General features: G+C 38.1%; 17 protein-coding genes. 16 read left to right on the top strand and 1 reads right to left on the bottom strand.

From position 1 onward, the window contains the following. Nucleotides 1-58: 58 nt before the first annotated feature. Nucleotides 59-1774: an ABC transporter ATP-binding protein gene (locus tag F8162_RS27460; RefSeq protein WP_151632121.1), complete on the top strand. Its 1716-nt coding sequence runs from the start codon at nt 59-61 to the stop codon at nt 1772-1774. Nucleotides 1775-1839: 65 nt separating this feature from the next. Continuing rightward, complete coding sequence (locus F8162_RS27455) at nt 1840-2151, top strand: heavy metal-binding domain-containing protein (RefSeq protein ID WP_000637525.1); 312 nt, start codon at nt 1840-1842, stop codon at nt 2149-2151. 171 nt (nt 2152-2322) lie between these two features. Here the strand turns inward: F8162_RS27455 and F8162_RS27450 are convergent, their stop codons facing one another. Then, the gene (locus F8162_RS27450) at nt 2323-3216 is read right to left on the bottom strand and encodes a LysR family transcriptional regulator (protein ID WP_151632123.1); all 894 of its coding nucleotides are present in this window, start codon (nt 3214-3216) and stop codon (nt 2323-2325) included. Nucleotides 3217-3367: 151 nt separating this feature from the next. Between F8162_RS27450 and F8162_RS27445 the strand changes: the two genes are divergently transcribed. The 14 genes from F8162_RS27445 to hprK all read left to right on the top strand — a co-directional run bounded on the left by F8162_RS27445 (nt 3368) and on the right by hprK (nt 15324). Then, nucleotides 3368-4390: a YeiH family protein gene (locus F8162_RS27445; protein WP_151632125.1), complete on the top strand. Its 1023-nt coding sequence runs from the start codon at nt 3368-3370 to the stop codon at nt 4388-4390. 254 nt (nt 4391-4644) lie between these two features. Continuing rightward, nucleotides 4645-4842: a helix-turn-helix transcriptional regulator gene (locus F8162_RS27440; RefSeq protein ID WP_151632127.1), complete on the top strand. Its 198-nt coding sequence runs from the start codon at nt 4645-4647 to the stop codon at nt 4840-4842. Nucleotides 4843-4853: 11 nt separating this feature from the next. Continuing rightward, nucleotides 4854-5243 carry a hypothetical protein gene (locus tag F8162_RS27435; protein WP_151632129.1) on the top strand — a complete coding sequence of 130 codons (390 nt, stop codon included), beginning with the start codon at nt 4854-4856 and terminating at the stop codon, nt 5241-5243. 17 nt (nt 5244-5260) lie between these two features. Then, nucleotides 5261-5482, top strand: coding sequence for a hypothetical protein (locus F8162_RS27430; protein WP_016118885.1), 222 nt, complete (start codon nt 5261-5263; stop codon nt 5480-5482). Continuing rightward, nucleotides 5479-5844 (top strand): ATPase, encoded by a 366-nt coding sequence (locus F8162_RS27425; RefSeq protein WP_151632131.1) that lies wholly within the window; start codon nt 5479-5481, stop codon nt 5842-5844. The genes F8162_RS27430 and F8162_RS27425 overlap by 4 nt, the downstream gene beginning before the upstream one ends. Nucleotides 5845-6040: 196 nt before the next feature. Further along, a complete protein-coding gene (locus F8162_RS27420) occupies nt 6041-6268 on the top strand; it encodes a hypothetical protein (protein WP_151632133.1) in 228 nt (75 codons plus the stop codon). Between the two features lie 100 nt (nt 6269-6368). Continuing rightward, nucleotides 6369-7130 carry a MerR family transcriptional regulator gene (locus F8162_RS27415; RefSeq protein WP_151632135.1) on the top strand — a complete coding sequence of 254 codons (762 nt, stop codon included), beginning with the start codon at nt 6369-6371 and terminating at the stop codon, nt 7128-7130. Continuing rightward, nucleotides 7127-7747 carry a hypothetical protein gene (locus F8162_RS27410; RefSeq protein ID WP_151632137.1) on the top strand — a complete coding sequence of 207 codons (621 nt, stop codon included), beginning with the start codon at nt 7127-7129 and terminating at the stop codon, nt 7745-7747. The genes F8162_RS27415 and F8162_RS27410 overlap by 4 nt, the downstream gene beginning before the upstream one ends. A 45-nt stretch (nt 7748-7792) precedes the next feature. Next, nucleotides 7793-8224 carry a DUF4362 domain-containing protein gene (locus F8162_RS27405; RefSeq protein ID WP_151632140.1) on the top strand — a complete coding sequence of 144 codons (432 nt, stop codon included), beginning with the start codon at nt 7793-7795 and terminating at the stop codon, nt 8222-8224. A 151-nt stretch (nt 8225-8375) separates the two neighbouring features. After that, nucleotides 8376-10352 (top strand): excinuclease ABC subunit B, encoded by a 1977-nt coding sequence (gene uvrB, locus F8162_RS27400; protein WP_151632142.1) that lies wholly within the window; start codon nt 8376-8378, stop codon nt 10350-10352. 11 nt (nt 10353-10363) lie between these two features. Next, the gene (gene uvrA / locus F8162_RS27395; RefSeq protein ID WP_151632434.1) at nt 10364-13234 is read left to right on the top strand and encodes an excinuclease ABC subunit UvrA; all 2871 of its coding nucleotides are present in this window, start codon (nt 10364-10366) and stop codon (nt 13232-13234) included. 59 nt (nt 13235-13293) lie between these two features. Next, on the top strand, nt 13294-13743 hold the full coding sequence (locus tag F8162_RS27390; protein WP_151632144.1) for a DUF4275 family protein: 450 nt from the start codon (nt 13294-13296) through the stop codon (nt 13741-13743). Nucleotides 13744-13857: 114 nt separating this feature from the next. Then, on the top strand, nt 13858-14238 hold the full coding sequence (locus tag F8162_RS27385) for a phage holin family protein (RefSeq protein WP_151632146.1): 381 nt from the start codon (nt 13858-13860) through the stop codon (nt 14236-14238). Nucleotides 14239-14394: 156 nt separating this feature from the next. Next, a complete protein-coding gene (hprK, locus tag F8162_RS27380) occupies nt 14395-15324 on the top strand; it encodes an HPr(Ser) kinase/phosphatase (protein ID WP_001127251.1) in 930 nt (309 codons plus the stop codon). Nucleotides 15325-15343: the final 19 nt, after the last annotated feature.

The raw sequence follows: 15343 nt of genomic DNA, 5'->3' as shown, positions 1-15343 counted from the left end.
ATTTGATAATGGTTATCATTTAGGGAGTCTTTTTAATTTTGGAAAATGGAGGGGAAATATGCTACGTAAATTTTTTTCTTACTATAAACCGTATAAAGGTTTATTTATACTCGACTTTTCTTGCGCGGTTGTCGCAGGGTTACTAGAACTTGGCTTCCCACTTATCGTAAATCAATTTATTGATAAGTTATTGCCAGGACAAAACTGGACGCTTATTTTATGGGCTTGTTTCGGTTTACTTGCAGTGTATATATTAAATGCAGGCTTACAATATGTCGTTACATATTGGGGACATATGCTTGGTGTTAACATTGAAACAGATATGAGGCAGAAATTATTTGATCACATTCAAAAGCTATCATTCAGATTTTTTGACAATAATAAAACAGGTCATTTAATTTCACGTCTTACAAACGACTTAATGGAAATTGGGGAAATTGCTCACCACGGACCAGAAGATTTATTTATCGCTGTTATGACTTTAGTTGGGGCATTCTCATTTATGATGATGATCAACTGGAAATTAGCGCTATTAACGTTCTTCGTCATTCCATTCTTATTATGGTTAGCACTTTACTTCAACAAAAAAATGACAGGTACGTTTAGACGTTTATTCTCAGACGTTGCTGATTTTAATGCATGCATTGAAAATAACGTTGGTGGTATTCGCGTTGTACAAGCATTCGGAAATGAAAAGTTTGAGAAAGAGCAATTTGCTGTTAACAACGCTCGTTTCCGTACAACGAAATTAATGGCCTATAAAATTATGGCGTTAAATTCGTCGATTAGTTATATGCTCATGCGTCTCGTAACGCTCTTCGTCTTAATATGCGGTACATGGTTTGTTCTGCAAGGAGAATTAACGTACGGTGGATTTATTGGATTCGTTCTATTAACGAATATTTTCTTCCGCCCAATTGAAAAAATTAATGCGGTAATTGAAAGCTATCCGAAAGGGATTGCTGGTTTTAAGAGATATGTAGAGCTTCTTGAAACAGAGCCAGATATTGTAGACTCTAAAGATGCGATGGAAGTTAAACATGTACATGGTGATATTCAATATAGCAACATTACGTTCGGATATGAAAACAAAGAACCGATTTTAAATGATATTAGTTTGAAAATACATGCAGGTGAAACAGTTGCGTTCGTAGGACCATCAGGAGCAGGGAAAACAACGTTATGTAGTTTACTCCCACGCTTTTATGAGCAATCATCGGGTTCAATCCAAATTGATGGTATTGATACGAAAGATATGACGTTATCTTCACTTCGTAAGCAAATCGGAATTGTGCAGCAAGATGTGTTCTTATTCTCAGGAACGATTCGTGAAAATATCGCTTACGGAAATTTAAAGGCGTCAGAAGCTGACATTTGGCAGGCAGTAAAACGTGCGCAGTTAGAAGACTTAATTTACTCACAACCAGACGGTTTAGATACCGTTATCGGTGAGCGTGGTGTGAAACTTTCAGGTGGACAGAAGCAGCGTCTAGCGATTGCTCGTATGTTCTTGAAAAACCCGCCAATTTTAATATTAGATGAAGCGACTTCCGCATTAGATACAGAGACGGAACTAGCGATTCAAAAATCACTTGCTGAACTATCTGTCGGCCGTACAACATTAGTTATCGCTCATAGACTTGCGACGATTAAAAATGCAGATCGCATCGTCGTTGTAAATAAAGATGGTATTGCAGAACAAGGTTCGCATGAGGAACTAATTGAGCAAGGCGGAGGATACAGCCGTTTATACGAAGCTCAGTTCAGTTCGTAAATATAATTTCTGCTGAATTAGTGCACCATAAGTAAGTGAGAATCTTATATGGGAGGCTATGAAGCATGATTGTAACAACAACTTCTACAATTCAAGGGAAAGAAATTATTGAGTATATCGATATCGTGAATGGAGAAGCGATTATGGGTGCGAATATCGTTCGTGACCTTTTTGCCTCTGTCCGTGACGTTGTCGGTGGTCGTTCTGGCGCTTATGAAAGTAAATTAAAAGAAGCGCGCGACATTGCAATGGAAGAGATGAAAACTCTCGCAAGACAAAAAAATGCGAATGCAATTGTAGGTATCGACGTGGATTACGAAGTAGTTCGCGAAGGGATGCTAATGGTTGCAGTGAGTGGGACTGCTGTCCGTATATAAAGTAAAAGGCCGTGCTGATGCACGGCCTTTTACTTGTCGAAGTTTCGATATTTCTTGGGAAATGCGGAAGGTCCCGTCGATATATAGGGAAGACATTAGAGTGCTTCTTTACATTTTCGGATTTGAACTAATAATGTTTCGTAATTGTAAACCTTCACACTAATATGAAGGTCAACTCTGTTTTTTCGCAAAAGAATCTACATGATTTAAAAATACTTGAATAGCTTTAGACGGAATAAAATATTTGCCGCGCACGATAGAGAATGGGCGGATGAGTTGTTCATTTGGAACTTCGACGTGGAATAGTTCTTTTGCCAGTAGCTCTTTCCGTACAGTCCAATCTGAAAGGATAGCGATGCCAAGCCCAGCAGCGACGGCTTCCTTTACGCTTTGGATACTACTAAATGTAAAGAATCGTTTCATTTTTAAATGGTGTTGATGAATAAAGCGGTCACTATAAGCGCGTGTTCCAGAACCACTTTCTCTTAATACCCATACTTGATCTTGGAGTGTGCTTTCATTTATTTCATTTGTGCGGAGTAGTGGATGGTTTGGCGGGACGACGAGCTTCATTTCATCTTGCATAAATGTTTCAACGTCAACGTCGGCGTATACGACTTGCCCTTCCACTAAGCCGATATCAATTTGATTAGAGCGAAGGCTTTGCAAAACGTCTTCTGTATTTGAAATAAAGGTATGAACTTCGACGTGTGAATTTTCATTCGCGTAGTTAGCCAGTATTTTTGGAAGTAAGTATTCGCCAATTGTAAAACTAGCGCCGATGCGAAGCGTTCCTGTTACAACGTTATGTAGCTCGTTAATTTCTTGCTTAGCATCTTCGTAAAGAGAGAGCATTTGCTTTGCATGTATATATAAAATGTTTCCAGCCTCTGTCACTTGAACGTGCTTTGGGGAGCGCTGAATAAGTGTAGTGTCAAATTCGTTTTCTAAGTTGCGAATGTGCATACTTACGCCAGGTTGTGAAAGGTTTAATAATTCTGCTGCACGGGAGAAGTGTTTCTGTTCCACGACAGTAACAAAAATTTTTAAAATGTCTACGTTCATATAATAGGACCCTTTCTTTTTCTATCATTTTATCATAAGTATTTCTGATGGTAGAGATTCAATATTGATATTAAACTTATTATAGAAACTCTCTTATAATGTAAGTAGAAAGAACATGCATGTTCCAATACGATTATTGGAGTGGTACAAAGTGGAACAAACACTTGTTATACAAAAGAAGAAGGGCTTTGGATTTTCGCAAGGTATTGGGATTACGTTATTAATCGCAATTGCCGCGAAATATTTAGCAGAGCTTCCATTTTTAAATATTATGGGACAATTAGTAATTGCTATTCTAATTGGGATGATTTGGCGTGCGACAATTGGAGTTCCTCATGATGCGATTGCAGGGACAAACTTTGCGAGTAAGAAGTTGCTTCGCTTCGGGATCATCTTACTTGGAATGCGATTAAATCTTGTTGATATTGCAAAGGCAGGGCCGAAAGTATTGGTCATCGCAGCGGTTGTTATTACATTTACGATTTTCGTTGTATATGGACTAACGAAAGTATTTAGAGTGGAAAAGAAGCTTGGAATTTTAACAGCGTGCGGAACAGCAATTTGCGGCGCGGCAGCGGTCGTGGCAATTGCACCGCAAGTGAAAGCGAAGGATGAAGAAACGGCAGTTGGGGCAGCAATTATTGCAATTTTAGGTACAATATTTACACTTATTTATACGTTATTATACCCAGTGCTTGGCTTTTCTCCGTACGGTTACGGTGTATTCTCAGGTGCGACGCTGCATGAAATCGCTCATGTCATCGCAGCTGCGGCGCCAGGAGGAAGCACGGCTGTAGACATTGCAGTTATCGTGAAGCTAACGCGCGTTGCAATGCTTGTACCAGTAGCGATTTTAATTGGATTATGGTTTGGTAAGAGCGAAGGTAGCGAGGGGGAAAAATCGTGGCGCGACCTTCCGATTCCGTGGTTTATCTTCGGATTTTTAGCGATGAGTGCAGTGCATTCGCTCGGGATTATACCAGAAGTTGTTGCTGGATACATTGTTGTCATTGCTTACATGCTTATCGCAATGGCGATGGCGGGTCTTGGTTTAAATGTAGAGTTTAAAACGTTCCGTAAGTTAGGAAGCAAAGCATTCATGGCGGGGCTGATCGGCTCGGTTTGCCTTTCTATTCTTGGATACTTTCTTGTATATGCGTTAGGATTTATGTAGTAGGACGGAGAAGCTGTTCCCAGAGGTATTTGGGAGCAGCTTTTTCTTATGATTATAGGGCTAATGATGTCGGTATTTATCGGTAAGTCGATATATTTGGAAAATCGCCGATATAAATTTAGTTTCTATCGTACTGTGTGAGAGAAGATATTCAGTGGAAACGTTTTTCTAAAATTTGTAAAGATATCTTTACTTGTAACTGGAAAATATTTATAATTAAAGTAAAGATATCTTTACTTTAGAAGGTGGAGCCTATGGGTGTGAAAAATAAAATAAAAGAGTTAAGAAAGCAACATCATATAACGCAAGTTGAAATGGCAAAGGCGGTGCAGGTGACGCGGCAGACGATTGTGGCGATTGAAAACCATTATTATAATCCGAGTCTAGAGTTATCCCTAAAAATTGCCAAATATTTTGGGGTGAAGGTGGAGGAAATATTTACGCTAGAGTAAGGAGAGAAAAAATGGAAGATACTAAAGGGTTATTGATTGGTGCGATTATTGGATTGTTTTTGGGAGACATTGTAGTTCATATTATGAATCCGGCTATACCAATTTTACCGCTCGTAGTGAGTAACGTTTTAGCAATTGTATTTTTGATAGTGTATGCGTATTACAAAAAGCGTAAGTACAAAAAGGAAGAACTTCCAGATATAGATGAGCGAGTAAATGAAAATATAAAAAAGCATGTAAACATCTCATTTATATTCGCATTTCTTTTGCTCGTTGTTTATATTGTTGCGAGTAAAGCGATAGGTAGGGCTGTTATACCAGTGCAAGAAATACTTATAATATGTAGTTCCTTATTTGCGGGTAGTCTCATCGTACGAGTCATGATAGGCACACGAGCCTAGTGATAGGAGGAATGAAAATGCAAGATGAGTTTGAGAGATTTCAGTCGGATAAAGCGTTTAAATATGTAGGGTTATTTTTTACGATTAGTTTAGCGATATGGAGTTTGTACAATTTAATTGTTGATGGAAATGCTGGTATGCCGTTTGTTTTATTTGTACTAGGGCAGTGGGTGTATTTTCTTGTGAACTATTGGCCGAAGTGGAAATATAGAAATCAAAAAGAGGCGGATCATGTATGAGTAAGCAAGATATTATACGTTTTATAGGAAGTTTATTTTTAGCGGGTCTTGTTTTAAATGTGAGTTTAATGATTTTAAGTATTTCGTGGGGGACTATTTTTATATCGAATGTAGCACTAGTCATTTTATATAGTATTGCGGAATATAGAGAACAGAAGCGTTTGAAAGAAGAGGGAGTACCGTCGATTGATGAGCGAGTTGTGAACAAGATGAAGTCATATTTTACGATTAGTATTACAAGCTTCGTTCTTTTGTTCATTATGTATCTTTGTGTAAATAAGTATTTAGATAGGCAAGCTGTACATGTAAATGAGTTATTATATATTGCTATTTTCGGTTTATCCGACTTTAATGGGCAGTAAGACCCCCACCTCAAAATTCGGCGAAAGCAAAGAATTTAGGTGGGGGGATCAACTGCCCATAAAAGTCCGATTGGTTCAACTAATAATCAGTGGGGGATGAAGAAAACCCCCACTGATTAAAGTTTCACTTTATTAATAAGTATGGCATCAACGAGTGTGTTAGCAACAAGGACTAAATAGAAAAAGGGGAACTGGGATGGGATTACCGGTGTTATGTGTCGCTACGGCTATATTCGCGCTTCTTTGGGGAATGCAAAATTTCTCTCGTAATCCAGTGCCAAGCGTTTGTATTATGATTGGTACTGTCGGTTTATCTTATTATTTATTACTATCAGCTCATTATCATAAAACGGCAACGAGTGTTGTTGTTGGAGCACTTATTTTATTTTGTGGGCGTGCTGTACAAAAAGGGCTATTTCCGTAAAAGCTGTTTATACAAAGTGTATAAACAGCTTTTTGTATTTTTTTTACAAAAGTATTGAAAGTGACGTTACGTCATCTTTTATAATGAAGAGGAAGAGGTGATGGTAGTGATTTCAATACAACAATTGACGAAAGAAACAGGGGTAACAGTACGTACATTACGTTATTATGATCAAATAGATTTATTAAAGCCGAGCGGGAAAACGGAAGGCGGGCATCGTTTATATAGTGAAGCTGATGTCATTCGTCTACAACAAATTTTATTTTTAAAGGAAATGGGATTTTCATTAAAAGAGTCTGCGAATATGTTAGTAAAAGGTGAGTTTAACTTAAAGGATTCTCTTGAAAAACAACTTCGATTTGTACAGGGAGAACAAAAGAAATTTAATCGAATGGAGCGTGTTTTACAAGCTGTTGTTTATTCGGTAGATGTGGAGGGAGAACTTGATTGGAAAGTTATGTTTGAACTGATTCAGCTTTCAAAACAGTCTTCTCGTATACGTGAAATATTTCAAAATGAAGTGTTTTCAAAGGAAGAACAAAAATTGCTTCATAATTTGCCAAATATGAGTGAAGAAGATCCGAATGTTTTAGAGTGGGTAAATTTATTAAAGCAATTACGTACTTTTATGAAAGACGGCAAAGAAGCCGCGAGTGATGAGGTACAAAGGGCAACGAAGAGATTAATGCAGAAGTGTTTAGAAATGGCCAATGGTGATGAAGCATTTTTAGATAAGTTATGGGAAGTTAGAAAATCGAAGGAAGATTCACAGAAAATGAGCATGTATCCAATTGAAGAAGAACTTTTATTATATATGGATGAGGCTTTTCGTATATATGATGAAAAGGAGAGGGATAAATGAGTATACTCGCAGAATATCGTTGGTATTTTTTAATTGGCGCAGAGATTGTATTTTGGTTATCGGCTATCGGTTTCTTTTTACTCCGTTACGGATTCCGTTTGAAGAAGGCGAGCTTTATTATGGGGATTGTACTCCTCGTAAATGAAGTGTTCATTTTAACCTTAGGGGTAGTGGACTATTATCAAACAGGAAAGTTCTCTAACTTTCAAATCATTACGGTAATTATTTTATTGTATGCAGTTTTCTACGGGAAAAAGGATTTGAAGAAGCTTGATATGTTTGCGCAAAAGCTAGTTGCGAAATGGCGGAATGAACCAGCACCTATTATCGAAGAACAGATAGAACTAACAGGTATGGCCTACGCGAAGCAGGAAATAAAAAATTGGGTATTACATCTTGTTTTATTCGTTGTTGTGCATATTTTCTTTTTCTTCGCGTATGGGTTTATTCCATTTGAACAGTGGAGCAATTGGTTAGAGTCAGGAATCATTTTAAATAAGGCGGCTAGTCGTGTTAGTCAAGTTTGGGCGATCATACTTTTAGTGGATACAGTTATTTCATTTTCATATGTTCTTTTTCCGAAGAAGGAGAAAGGAAAAGAGAAGCTACTTTCGTAGAGGAAAGTAGCTTTTGTAGTATACAAATAATTTTTATAGGAGAGGATGACAATAGGAAAAAGAAGTGGTTTTATATGCCTACTTCTCTTTAGTTTAGTAGCATGCTCACAATCTAACATTGCAATTGATAAAAAGAATGATGTCATTGTAAAGAGAGCAGGGATTTCTAATCTAGATAAATTTGAAAAATTCGTTTTGAATGTTGGCCAAGGGAAGGTTGATAAAATAAGAATTGTACAGTATACCCATGAAGGTGACCCGATCTTTCAAACGCTAGAGCATAGTGAGAACGATATACTTTATGTGTCAGATAATAGAAAAGACCAATTTGCTGGTGAGGATAAAGGGTTACATAAAGATAGTTGTAAAAGGATTGTTAAAGAGCAGCGTGAATCACAAAAGGCTTATAGGTTAATAGACTGTGTGAATGAAAATGGGCGCAATGGATATGATTTATTATATGTACCTACAAAATAGAGTTAGTAGAGGAAGGAAGTTTTGATTCCTTCCTTTTTCTATGTATATATTGTCGAAAATTTTACCGAATATCTGTTCGTTTTCTTGGTTTTTTTATGGGCATTCGTGGTAAAATGGGAATACAGATTTTTTACGAGGAGGTCGGTTTTGTTTGGAACATCAATTTGAAATTATCTCAGCGTATTCCCCGCAAGGTGATCAGCCAGTAGCTATAGAGAAGCTTGTAGAGGGAATTAATAGTGGAAAGAAAAAGCAAGTGTTACTTGGGGCGACAGGAACGGGTAAGACATTTACGATTTCAAATGTCATTAAAGAAGTGCAGAAGCCAACACTTGTCATGGCTCATAATAAAACGTTAGCAGGACAGTTATATAGTGAGCTGAAAGATTTTTTTCCTAACAATTCAGTGGAGTATTTTGTTAGTTATTACGATTATTATCAGCCAGAAGCGTATGTGCCGCAAACAGATACTTTTATTGAAAAAGATGCGCAGATTAATGATGAAATCGATAAGTTGCGTCACTCAGCAACGTCTTCCTTATTTGAAAGAGACGATGTTATTATCGTTGCGAGTGTTTCGTGTATATATGGTTTAGGTTCTCCAGAAGAATACCGCGAGTTAGTTGTTTCGCTTCGAGTTGGTATGGAAAAGGACCGCAATCAATTGCTTCGTGAACTTGTTGATGTGCAGTATGGACGTAATGACATTGATTTCAAGCGTGGTACATTCCGTGTGCGCGGAGATGTAGTTGAAATCTTCCCGGCATCACTTGATGAGCATTGTATTCGAATTGAATTTTTCGGCGATGAAATAGATCGTATTCGCGAAGTAAATGCGTTAACAGGTGAAGTATTAGCAGAACGTGATCATGTAGCAATCTTCCCAGCATCTCACTTCGTTACACGTGAAGAAAAGATGAAGGTCGCTATTGAAAATATTGAAAAAGAATTAGAAGTCCGTTTAAAAGAATTAAATGATAACGGTAAATTGTTAGAAGCGCAGCGTATAGAGCAGCGTACACGTTATGATTTAGAAATGATGCGCGAGATGGGCTTTTGTTCAGGGATTGAAAACTATTCCCGTCATTTAACACTTCGTCCAGCGGGGGCAACGCCATATACGTTATTAGACTATTTCCCAGAAGATTTCTTAATTGTTATGGATGAGTCACACGTATCAGTACCGCAAGTAAGAGCGATGTATAACGGGGACCAAGCACGTAAGCAAGTGCTTGTGGATCATGGATTCCGTCTGCCATCAGCTTTAGATAATAGACCGCTTATGTTTGATGAGTTTGAAGAGAAAACGAATCAAGTTATTTACGTTTCGGCAACGCCAGGACCGTATGAGTTAGAGCAGTCACCGGAAGTAATAGAGCAAATTATTCGTCCAACAGGGCTTTTAGATCCACCAATTGATATACGACCAATTGAAGGGCAAATTGATGATTTATTAGGAGAAATTCAAGATCGTATTGCAAAAAATGAACGTGTATTAATTACAACTTTAACGAAGAAGATGTCAGAGGATTTAACAGACTACTTAAAAGATGTAGGAATTAAAGTGAACTATCTTCACTCTGAAATTAAAACGTTAGAACGTATTGAAATTATCCGTGACCTTCGCCTTGGTAAGTTCGATGTACTTGTTGGTATTAACTTATTACGAGAAGGATTAGATATTCCAGAAGTATCACTTGTCGCTATTTTAGACGCTGATAAGGAAGGGTTCTTGCGTTCAGAGCGTTCATTAATTCAAACAATCGGTCGTGCAGCACGTAATGAAAACGGCCGCGTAATTATGTACGCAGATCGTATAACGAGATCAATGGGAATTGCGATTGAAGAAACGCAGCGTCGTCGTACTATACAAGAAGCTTACAATAAAGAGCATGGTATTACGCCGAAAACGATTCAAAAAGGCGTGCGTGATGTTATTCGTGCAACGACAGCTGCTGAAGAGCCGGAAATGTATGAAGCGGCACCAGCTAAGAAGATGACGAAAAAAGAGCGTGAAAAGACAATTGCGAAGATGGAAGCAGAGATGAAAGAAGCAGCAAAAGCGTTAGATTTCGAGCGTGCAGCTGAATTAAGAGATTTACTATTAGAATTAAAAGCGGAAGGGTGAATAGAGTGAGCATAAGCAAGGATTTTATTGTTGTAAAAGGTGCTAGAGCACATAACTTAAAAAATATTGATGTAACCATTCCGAGAAATCAGCTTGTTGTTGTGACGGGATTGTCTGGTTCAGGGAAATCATCACTAGCGTTTGATACGATTTATGCAGAAGGGCAACGCAGATACGTAGAATCGTTATCTGCGTATGCGCGCCAGTTTTTAGGACAAATGGATAAACCTGACGTGGATACGATTGAAGGCTTATCTCCAGCGATTTCAATCGATCAAAAAACGACAAGTCGTAATCCACGTTCAACTGTCGGAACGGTAACGGAGATTTATGATTATTTACGTTTATTATTTGCGCGAATTGGTACGCCGATTTGTCCGAATCATGGTATTGAGATTACGTCACAAACAGTAGAGCAGATGGTAGACCGTGTACTTGAATATCCTGAACGTACGAAATTACAAGTGTTAGCTCCTATCGTTTCTGGACGTAAAGGTGCACATGTGAAAGTGCTTGAAGATATTAAGAAGCAAGGGTATGTTCGTGTTCGTGTTGATGGTGAAATGCTTGATGTATCTGAAGATATTGCGTTAGATAAAAACAAGAAGCATTCTATTGAAGTTGTAATTGATCGTATTGTTGTAAAAGAAGGAATCGCAAGCCGTCTTGCGGATTCACTTGAAAGTGCATTAAAGCTTGGCGGGGGCCGCGTGTTAATTGATGTAATGGGAGAAGAGGAACTTCTATTTAGTGAACATCATGCTTGTCCGCATTGTGGTTTTTCAATCGGAGAATTAGAGCCGCGCATGTTCTCATTCAACAGTCCATTCGGGGCATGTCCTTCTTGTGATGGACTTGGTTCAAAGTTAGAGGTAGATTTAGAACTTGTTATTCCGAACTGGGATTTATCATTAAATGAACATGCGATTGCGCCTTGGGAACCGACAAGCTCACAATATTACCCGCAGCTTTTACAATCTGTATGTAATCATTATGGCGTTGATATGGATGTGCCTGTGAAAGATATACCGAAAGATTTATTTGATAAAGTGTTGTACGGAAGCGGTGAAGAGAAAGTTTATTTCCGCTATGTAAATGAATTTGGTCAAGTAAAGGAAAATGAGATTTTATTTGAAGGTGTTATTCCAAATATTGAACGTCGCTATCGTGAAACGAGTTCTGATTATGTTCGTGAGCAAATGGAAAAGTATATGGCAGAGCAAGCTTGTCCGAAGTGTAAAGGTGGACGCTTAAAGCCTGAGAGTTTAGCTGTTTTCGTTGGTGATAAAACGATTGCTGATGTAACGAAGTATTCTGTTCAAGAAGTACAGGAATTCTTCTCGAATGTGGAGCTAACGGAGAAGCAACAAAAAATTGCTCATTTAATTTTAAGAGAAATCCAAGAGCGCGTTGGGTTCTTAGTGAACGTCGGTTTAGATTATTTAACGTTAAGTCGTGCCGCAGGAACTTTATCAGGTGGTGAGGCGCAGCGCATTCGTTTAGCGACACAAATTGGTTCGCGCCTTACTGGCGTACTTTACATTCTTGATGAGCCTTCTATCGGTTTACATCAGCGTGATAATGATCGTCTTATTCGTACATTGCAAGAAATGCGCGATTTAGGAAATACGTTAATTGTCGTTGAGCATGATGAAGACACGATGATGGCTGCTGATTATTTACTTGATATCGGACCTGGTGCAGGTATTCACGGTGGTCAAGTTGTATCAGCAGGTACGCCAGCTGAAGTGATGCAAGATGAGAATTCGCTAACAGGGAAGTATTTAAGCGGTAAAGAGTTTATTCCGGTTCCACTTGAAAGACGTAAAGGTGACGGACGTAAGGTGGAAATTGTCGGTGCAAAAGAGAATAACTTAAAGAATGCAAAGATGTCATTCCCGCTTGGTACGTTTGTAGCGATAACTGGTGTATCTGGTTCAGGTAAAAGTACGATGATTAATGAAGTGCTATACAAATCGTTAGCTCAAAAGCTATATAAAGCGAAAGCGAAGCCAGGTACGCATAAAGAAATTAAAGGTCTTGAGCATTTAGATAAAGTAATCGATATCGATCAATCGCCAATCGGGCGTACACCACGTTCTAATCCAGCGACGTATACAGGTGTATTCGATGATATTCGTGATGTGTTTGCACAAACGAATGAAGCGAAAGTGCGTGGATATCAAAAAGGACGTTTCAGTTTTAATGTAAAAGGTGGACGTTGTGAAGCGTGCCGTGGTGATGGAATTATTAAAATCGAAATGCACTTCTTACCAGACGTATACGTTCCGTGTGAAGTTTGTCATGGTAAACGTTATAACCGCGAAACGTTAGAAGTGAAGTATAAAGATAAGAACATTTCTGAAGTGTTAGGGATGACAATTGAAGACGGGGTAGAGTTCTTCGCCAATATCCCCAAAATTAAGCGTAAACTTCAAACGCTTGTAGATGTAGGGCTTGGTTATATGAAATTAGGGCAACCAGCTACGACGTTATCTGGTGGTGAAGCGCAGCGCGTGAAATTAGCGTCTGAATTACACCGTCGTTCTACTGGGCGTACATTATATATTTTAGATGAGCCAACGACTGGTTTGCATGCACATGATATCGCGCGTCTTCTAGAAGTGCTGCAACGTCTTGTTGAAAGCGGTGAGACGGTACTTGTAATTGAACATAATTTAGATGTAATTAAAACAGCTGATTATATCGTTGACCTTGGACCAGAGGGCGGAGACAAAGGTGGACAAATCGTCGCTTCTGGAACGCCAGAGCAAGTAGTGAAAGAAGAGCGCTCGTATACAGGTAAGTATTTAAAAGAGATTTTAGTTCGTGATAAAGCGAGAATGAAAGAGAAAATAAAAGAAGTAGAATTATCTCAATAAGTGTATTACTAAAAGCCGAGTGGGAATGACACTCGGTTTTTATTGCATAGGGGGAGAAGATGGAGTTTTTAGATGTGTTGCGAAAGAAAAATATGAAGGTAAGAGAGTTTCAAAAGTGGGGTGTATATTTTCGGAAACGCTGGGAGGATCATTTTGCAAATCATTTAAGTGATGAGGAAAAAGAAGATATTTTCCTTTATGGAGATAAGTATGGCTGTGGTTACTTGTGGCACATATTTAGTTATGAGAAAAAGAAGTGTTTAGAAGGAATAGAAGCAGAGAGAGCGTTTCATAATGAAGCGAAAAAGGAGTGCTGTGTTTTCTACCAACATTGTAATGACGTATTGCTAATAAAAGATGCGAGCTTATTAAGTATGGATGATATATTACGTGAAACAGATGATATGTATAAAGGCGATATCTATATTGTAGACAAAGATTTTACTTGGACCTTTGTGAAAACTCATGAACATAGATGGTATGGCCCTTATTTTGCGAGGAAATGTTAGTAGGTATACAAGCAGGAAGAGTAGAATAAGTTGATATAAGTGTTTGTATGATACTTGCGTTTATAATCTATTAGCGTATGATGAAATATATATGTCAAAAGGATGTGTAAGAAAATGAGATGGATTGTATCACTTCTTGTAAATAGCGTTGTGTTAATCGCTGTATCGGGACTTTTAAAAGGGATTGCACCAGACGCGTTTTACGTAGCAAATATACAAACTGCAATTATTGCGAGTATTATTTTGGCTGTTTTAAATGTGTTCGTAAAACCGTTATTAATTTTAATTACGCTACCAATTACTGTTGTAACTTTCGGGTTCTTCTTAATTGTTATTAATGCGATTACGTTAAAAATGGCAGATTCATTATTAGGAGATGCATTTAATATATCAGGGTTCGGGGTAGCAATCGTTGCGGCAATTTGTATTTCAATTTTTAATATGATTATTGAAAAGGCAATTGTGGAGCCACTTTATGAAAAAAAGAGAAAATGACAAAAAGAAAAACATTTCATGATGTGTATGAAATGTTTTTTTCTATTTATTAGAAACCGTATTTCTTGTTTCCAGAAAAAAATGGTACAATATCCGGTAGAATGGAATTTTACATCAAATGAGACTGAACCCGCAGCGGAGTGGAGGTTTATACATATGCCGAAAGTAAGGACAAAAGATTTAATTGAACAGTTTCAATTGGAGTTAATAAGTGGTGAAGAAGGAATTCATCGTCCGATTGATACAAGTGATTTATCACGACCTGGAATTGAAATGGCCGGATTTTTTACATATTATCCAGCTGATCGCGTGCAGCTTCTTGGAAAAACGGAGCTTACGTTCTTTGATACGTTAACAACAGAGCAAAAACAAGAGAGAATGAAAGCGCTTTGTACCGAGGAGACGCCATGTATTATTATAACTCGTAATCAAGATGTACCAGATGAGTTATTACAAGCATCACGTGAATCAGGCATGCCTTTATTACGTTCTTCTCAAACGACAACGAGATTATCAAGTCGTTTAACCAATTATTTAGAAGGTAAGCTAGCACCAACAACTGCTGTTCATGGTGTATTAGTAGATATTTACGGTGTTGGTGTTTTAATTACAGGTCAAAGTGGTGTTGGTAAAAGTGAGACAGCTCTTGAACTTGTGAAGCGTGGCCATCGCCTTGTTGCGGATGATAGTGTAGAAATTCGCCAAGAAGATGAAGACACATTAGTAGGAAGCTCACCAGATTTAATTGAGCATTTATTAGAAATTCGTGGTCTAGGTATCATTAACGTTATGACGTTATTCGGTGCAGGGGCAGTGCGAAATTATAAGCGTATTACACTTGTTATTAATCTTGAAATTTGGGATCAAAAGAAAAATTATGATCGCTTAGGTCTTGATGAAGAGAAGATGAAGATTATTGATACAGAACTTACGAAGATTACACTTCCAGTTCGTCCTGGTCGAAACTTGGCTGTTATTATTGAAGTAGCAGCGATGAACTTCCGTTTAAAACGTATGGGAGTCAATGCAGCACAGCAGTTCTCTGAACGATTAATGAGTGCGATTGAGTTAGGAAATCAGGAGTAGGAGTAAACTTTGGAGAGGG

The organism is Bacillus sp. CH140a_4T, from assembly GCF_008923725.1.
GTDB lineage: Bacteria > Bacillota > Bacilli > Bacillales > Bacillaceae_G > Bacillus_A.
The sequence above is the reverse complement of the archived record's forward strand: the minus strand, read 5'-3'. Positions and strand labels throughout refer to the sequence as shown.

Excerpts from the sequence above, each read along its gene's own strand:
- F8162_RS27440 (WP_151632127.1), top strand. The coding sequence starts at position 4,645 with ATGGGTGTGAAAAATAAAATAAAAGAGTTAAGAAAGCAACATCATATA.
- F8162_RS27450 (WP_151632123.1), bottom strand. The coding sequence starts at position 3,216 with ATGAACGTAGACATTTTAAAAATTTTTGTTACTGTCGTGGAACAGAAA.
- F8162_RS27430 (WP_016118885.1), top strand. The coding sequence starts at position 5,261 with ATGCAAGATGAGTTTGAGAGATTTCAGTCGGATAAAGCGTTTAAATAT.
- F8162_RS27420 (WP_151632133.1), top strand. The coding sequence starts at position 6,041 with ATGGGATTACCGGTGTTATGTGTCGCTACGGCTATATTCGCGCTTCTT.
- F8162_RS27460 (WP_151632121.1), top strand. The coding sequence starts at position 59 with ATGCTACGTAAATTTTTTTCTTACTATAAACCGTATAAAGGTTTATTT.
- F8162_RS27390 (WP_151632144.1), top strand. The coding sequence starts at position 13,294 with ATGGAGTTTTTAGATGTGTTGCGAAAGAAAAATATGAAGGTAAGAGAG.
- F8162_RS27385 (WP_151632146.1), top strand. The coding sequence starts at position 13,858 with ATGAGATGGATTGTATCACTTCTTGTAAATAGCGTTGTGTTAATCGCT.
- F8162_RS27410 (WP_151632137.1), top strand. The coding sequence starts at position 7,127 with ATGAGTATACTCGCAGAATATCGTTGGTATTTTTTAATTGGCGCAGAG.
- F8162_RS27435 (WP_151632129.1), top strand. The coding sequence starts at position 4,854 with ATGGAAGATACTAAAGGGTTATTGATTGGTGCGATTATTGGATTGTTT.
- hprK (WP_001127251.1), top strand. The coding sequence starts at position 14,395 with ATGCCGAAAGTAAGGACAAAAGATTTAATTGAACAGTTTCAATTGGAG.
- F8162_RS27405 (WP_151632140.1), top strand. The coding sequence starts at position 7,793 with ATGACAATAGGAAAAAGAAGTGGTTTTATATGCCTACTTCTCTTTAGT.
- F8162_RS27455 (WP_000637525.1), top strand. The coding sequence starts at position 1,840 with ATGATTGTAACAACAACTTCTACAATTCAAGGGAAAGAAATTATTGAG.
- F8162_RS27415 (WP_151632135.1), top strand. The coding sequence starts at position 6,369 with ATGGTAGTGATTTCAATACAACAATTGACGAAAGAAACAGGGGTAACA.
- F8162_RS27425 (WP_151632131.1), top strand. The coding sequence starts at position 5,479 with ATGAGTAAGCAAGATATTATACGTTTTATAGGAAGTTTATTTTTAGCG.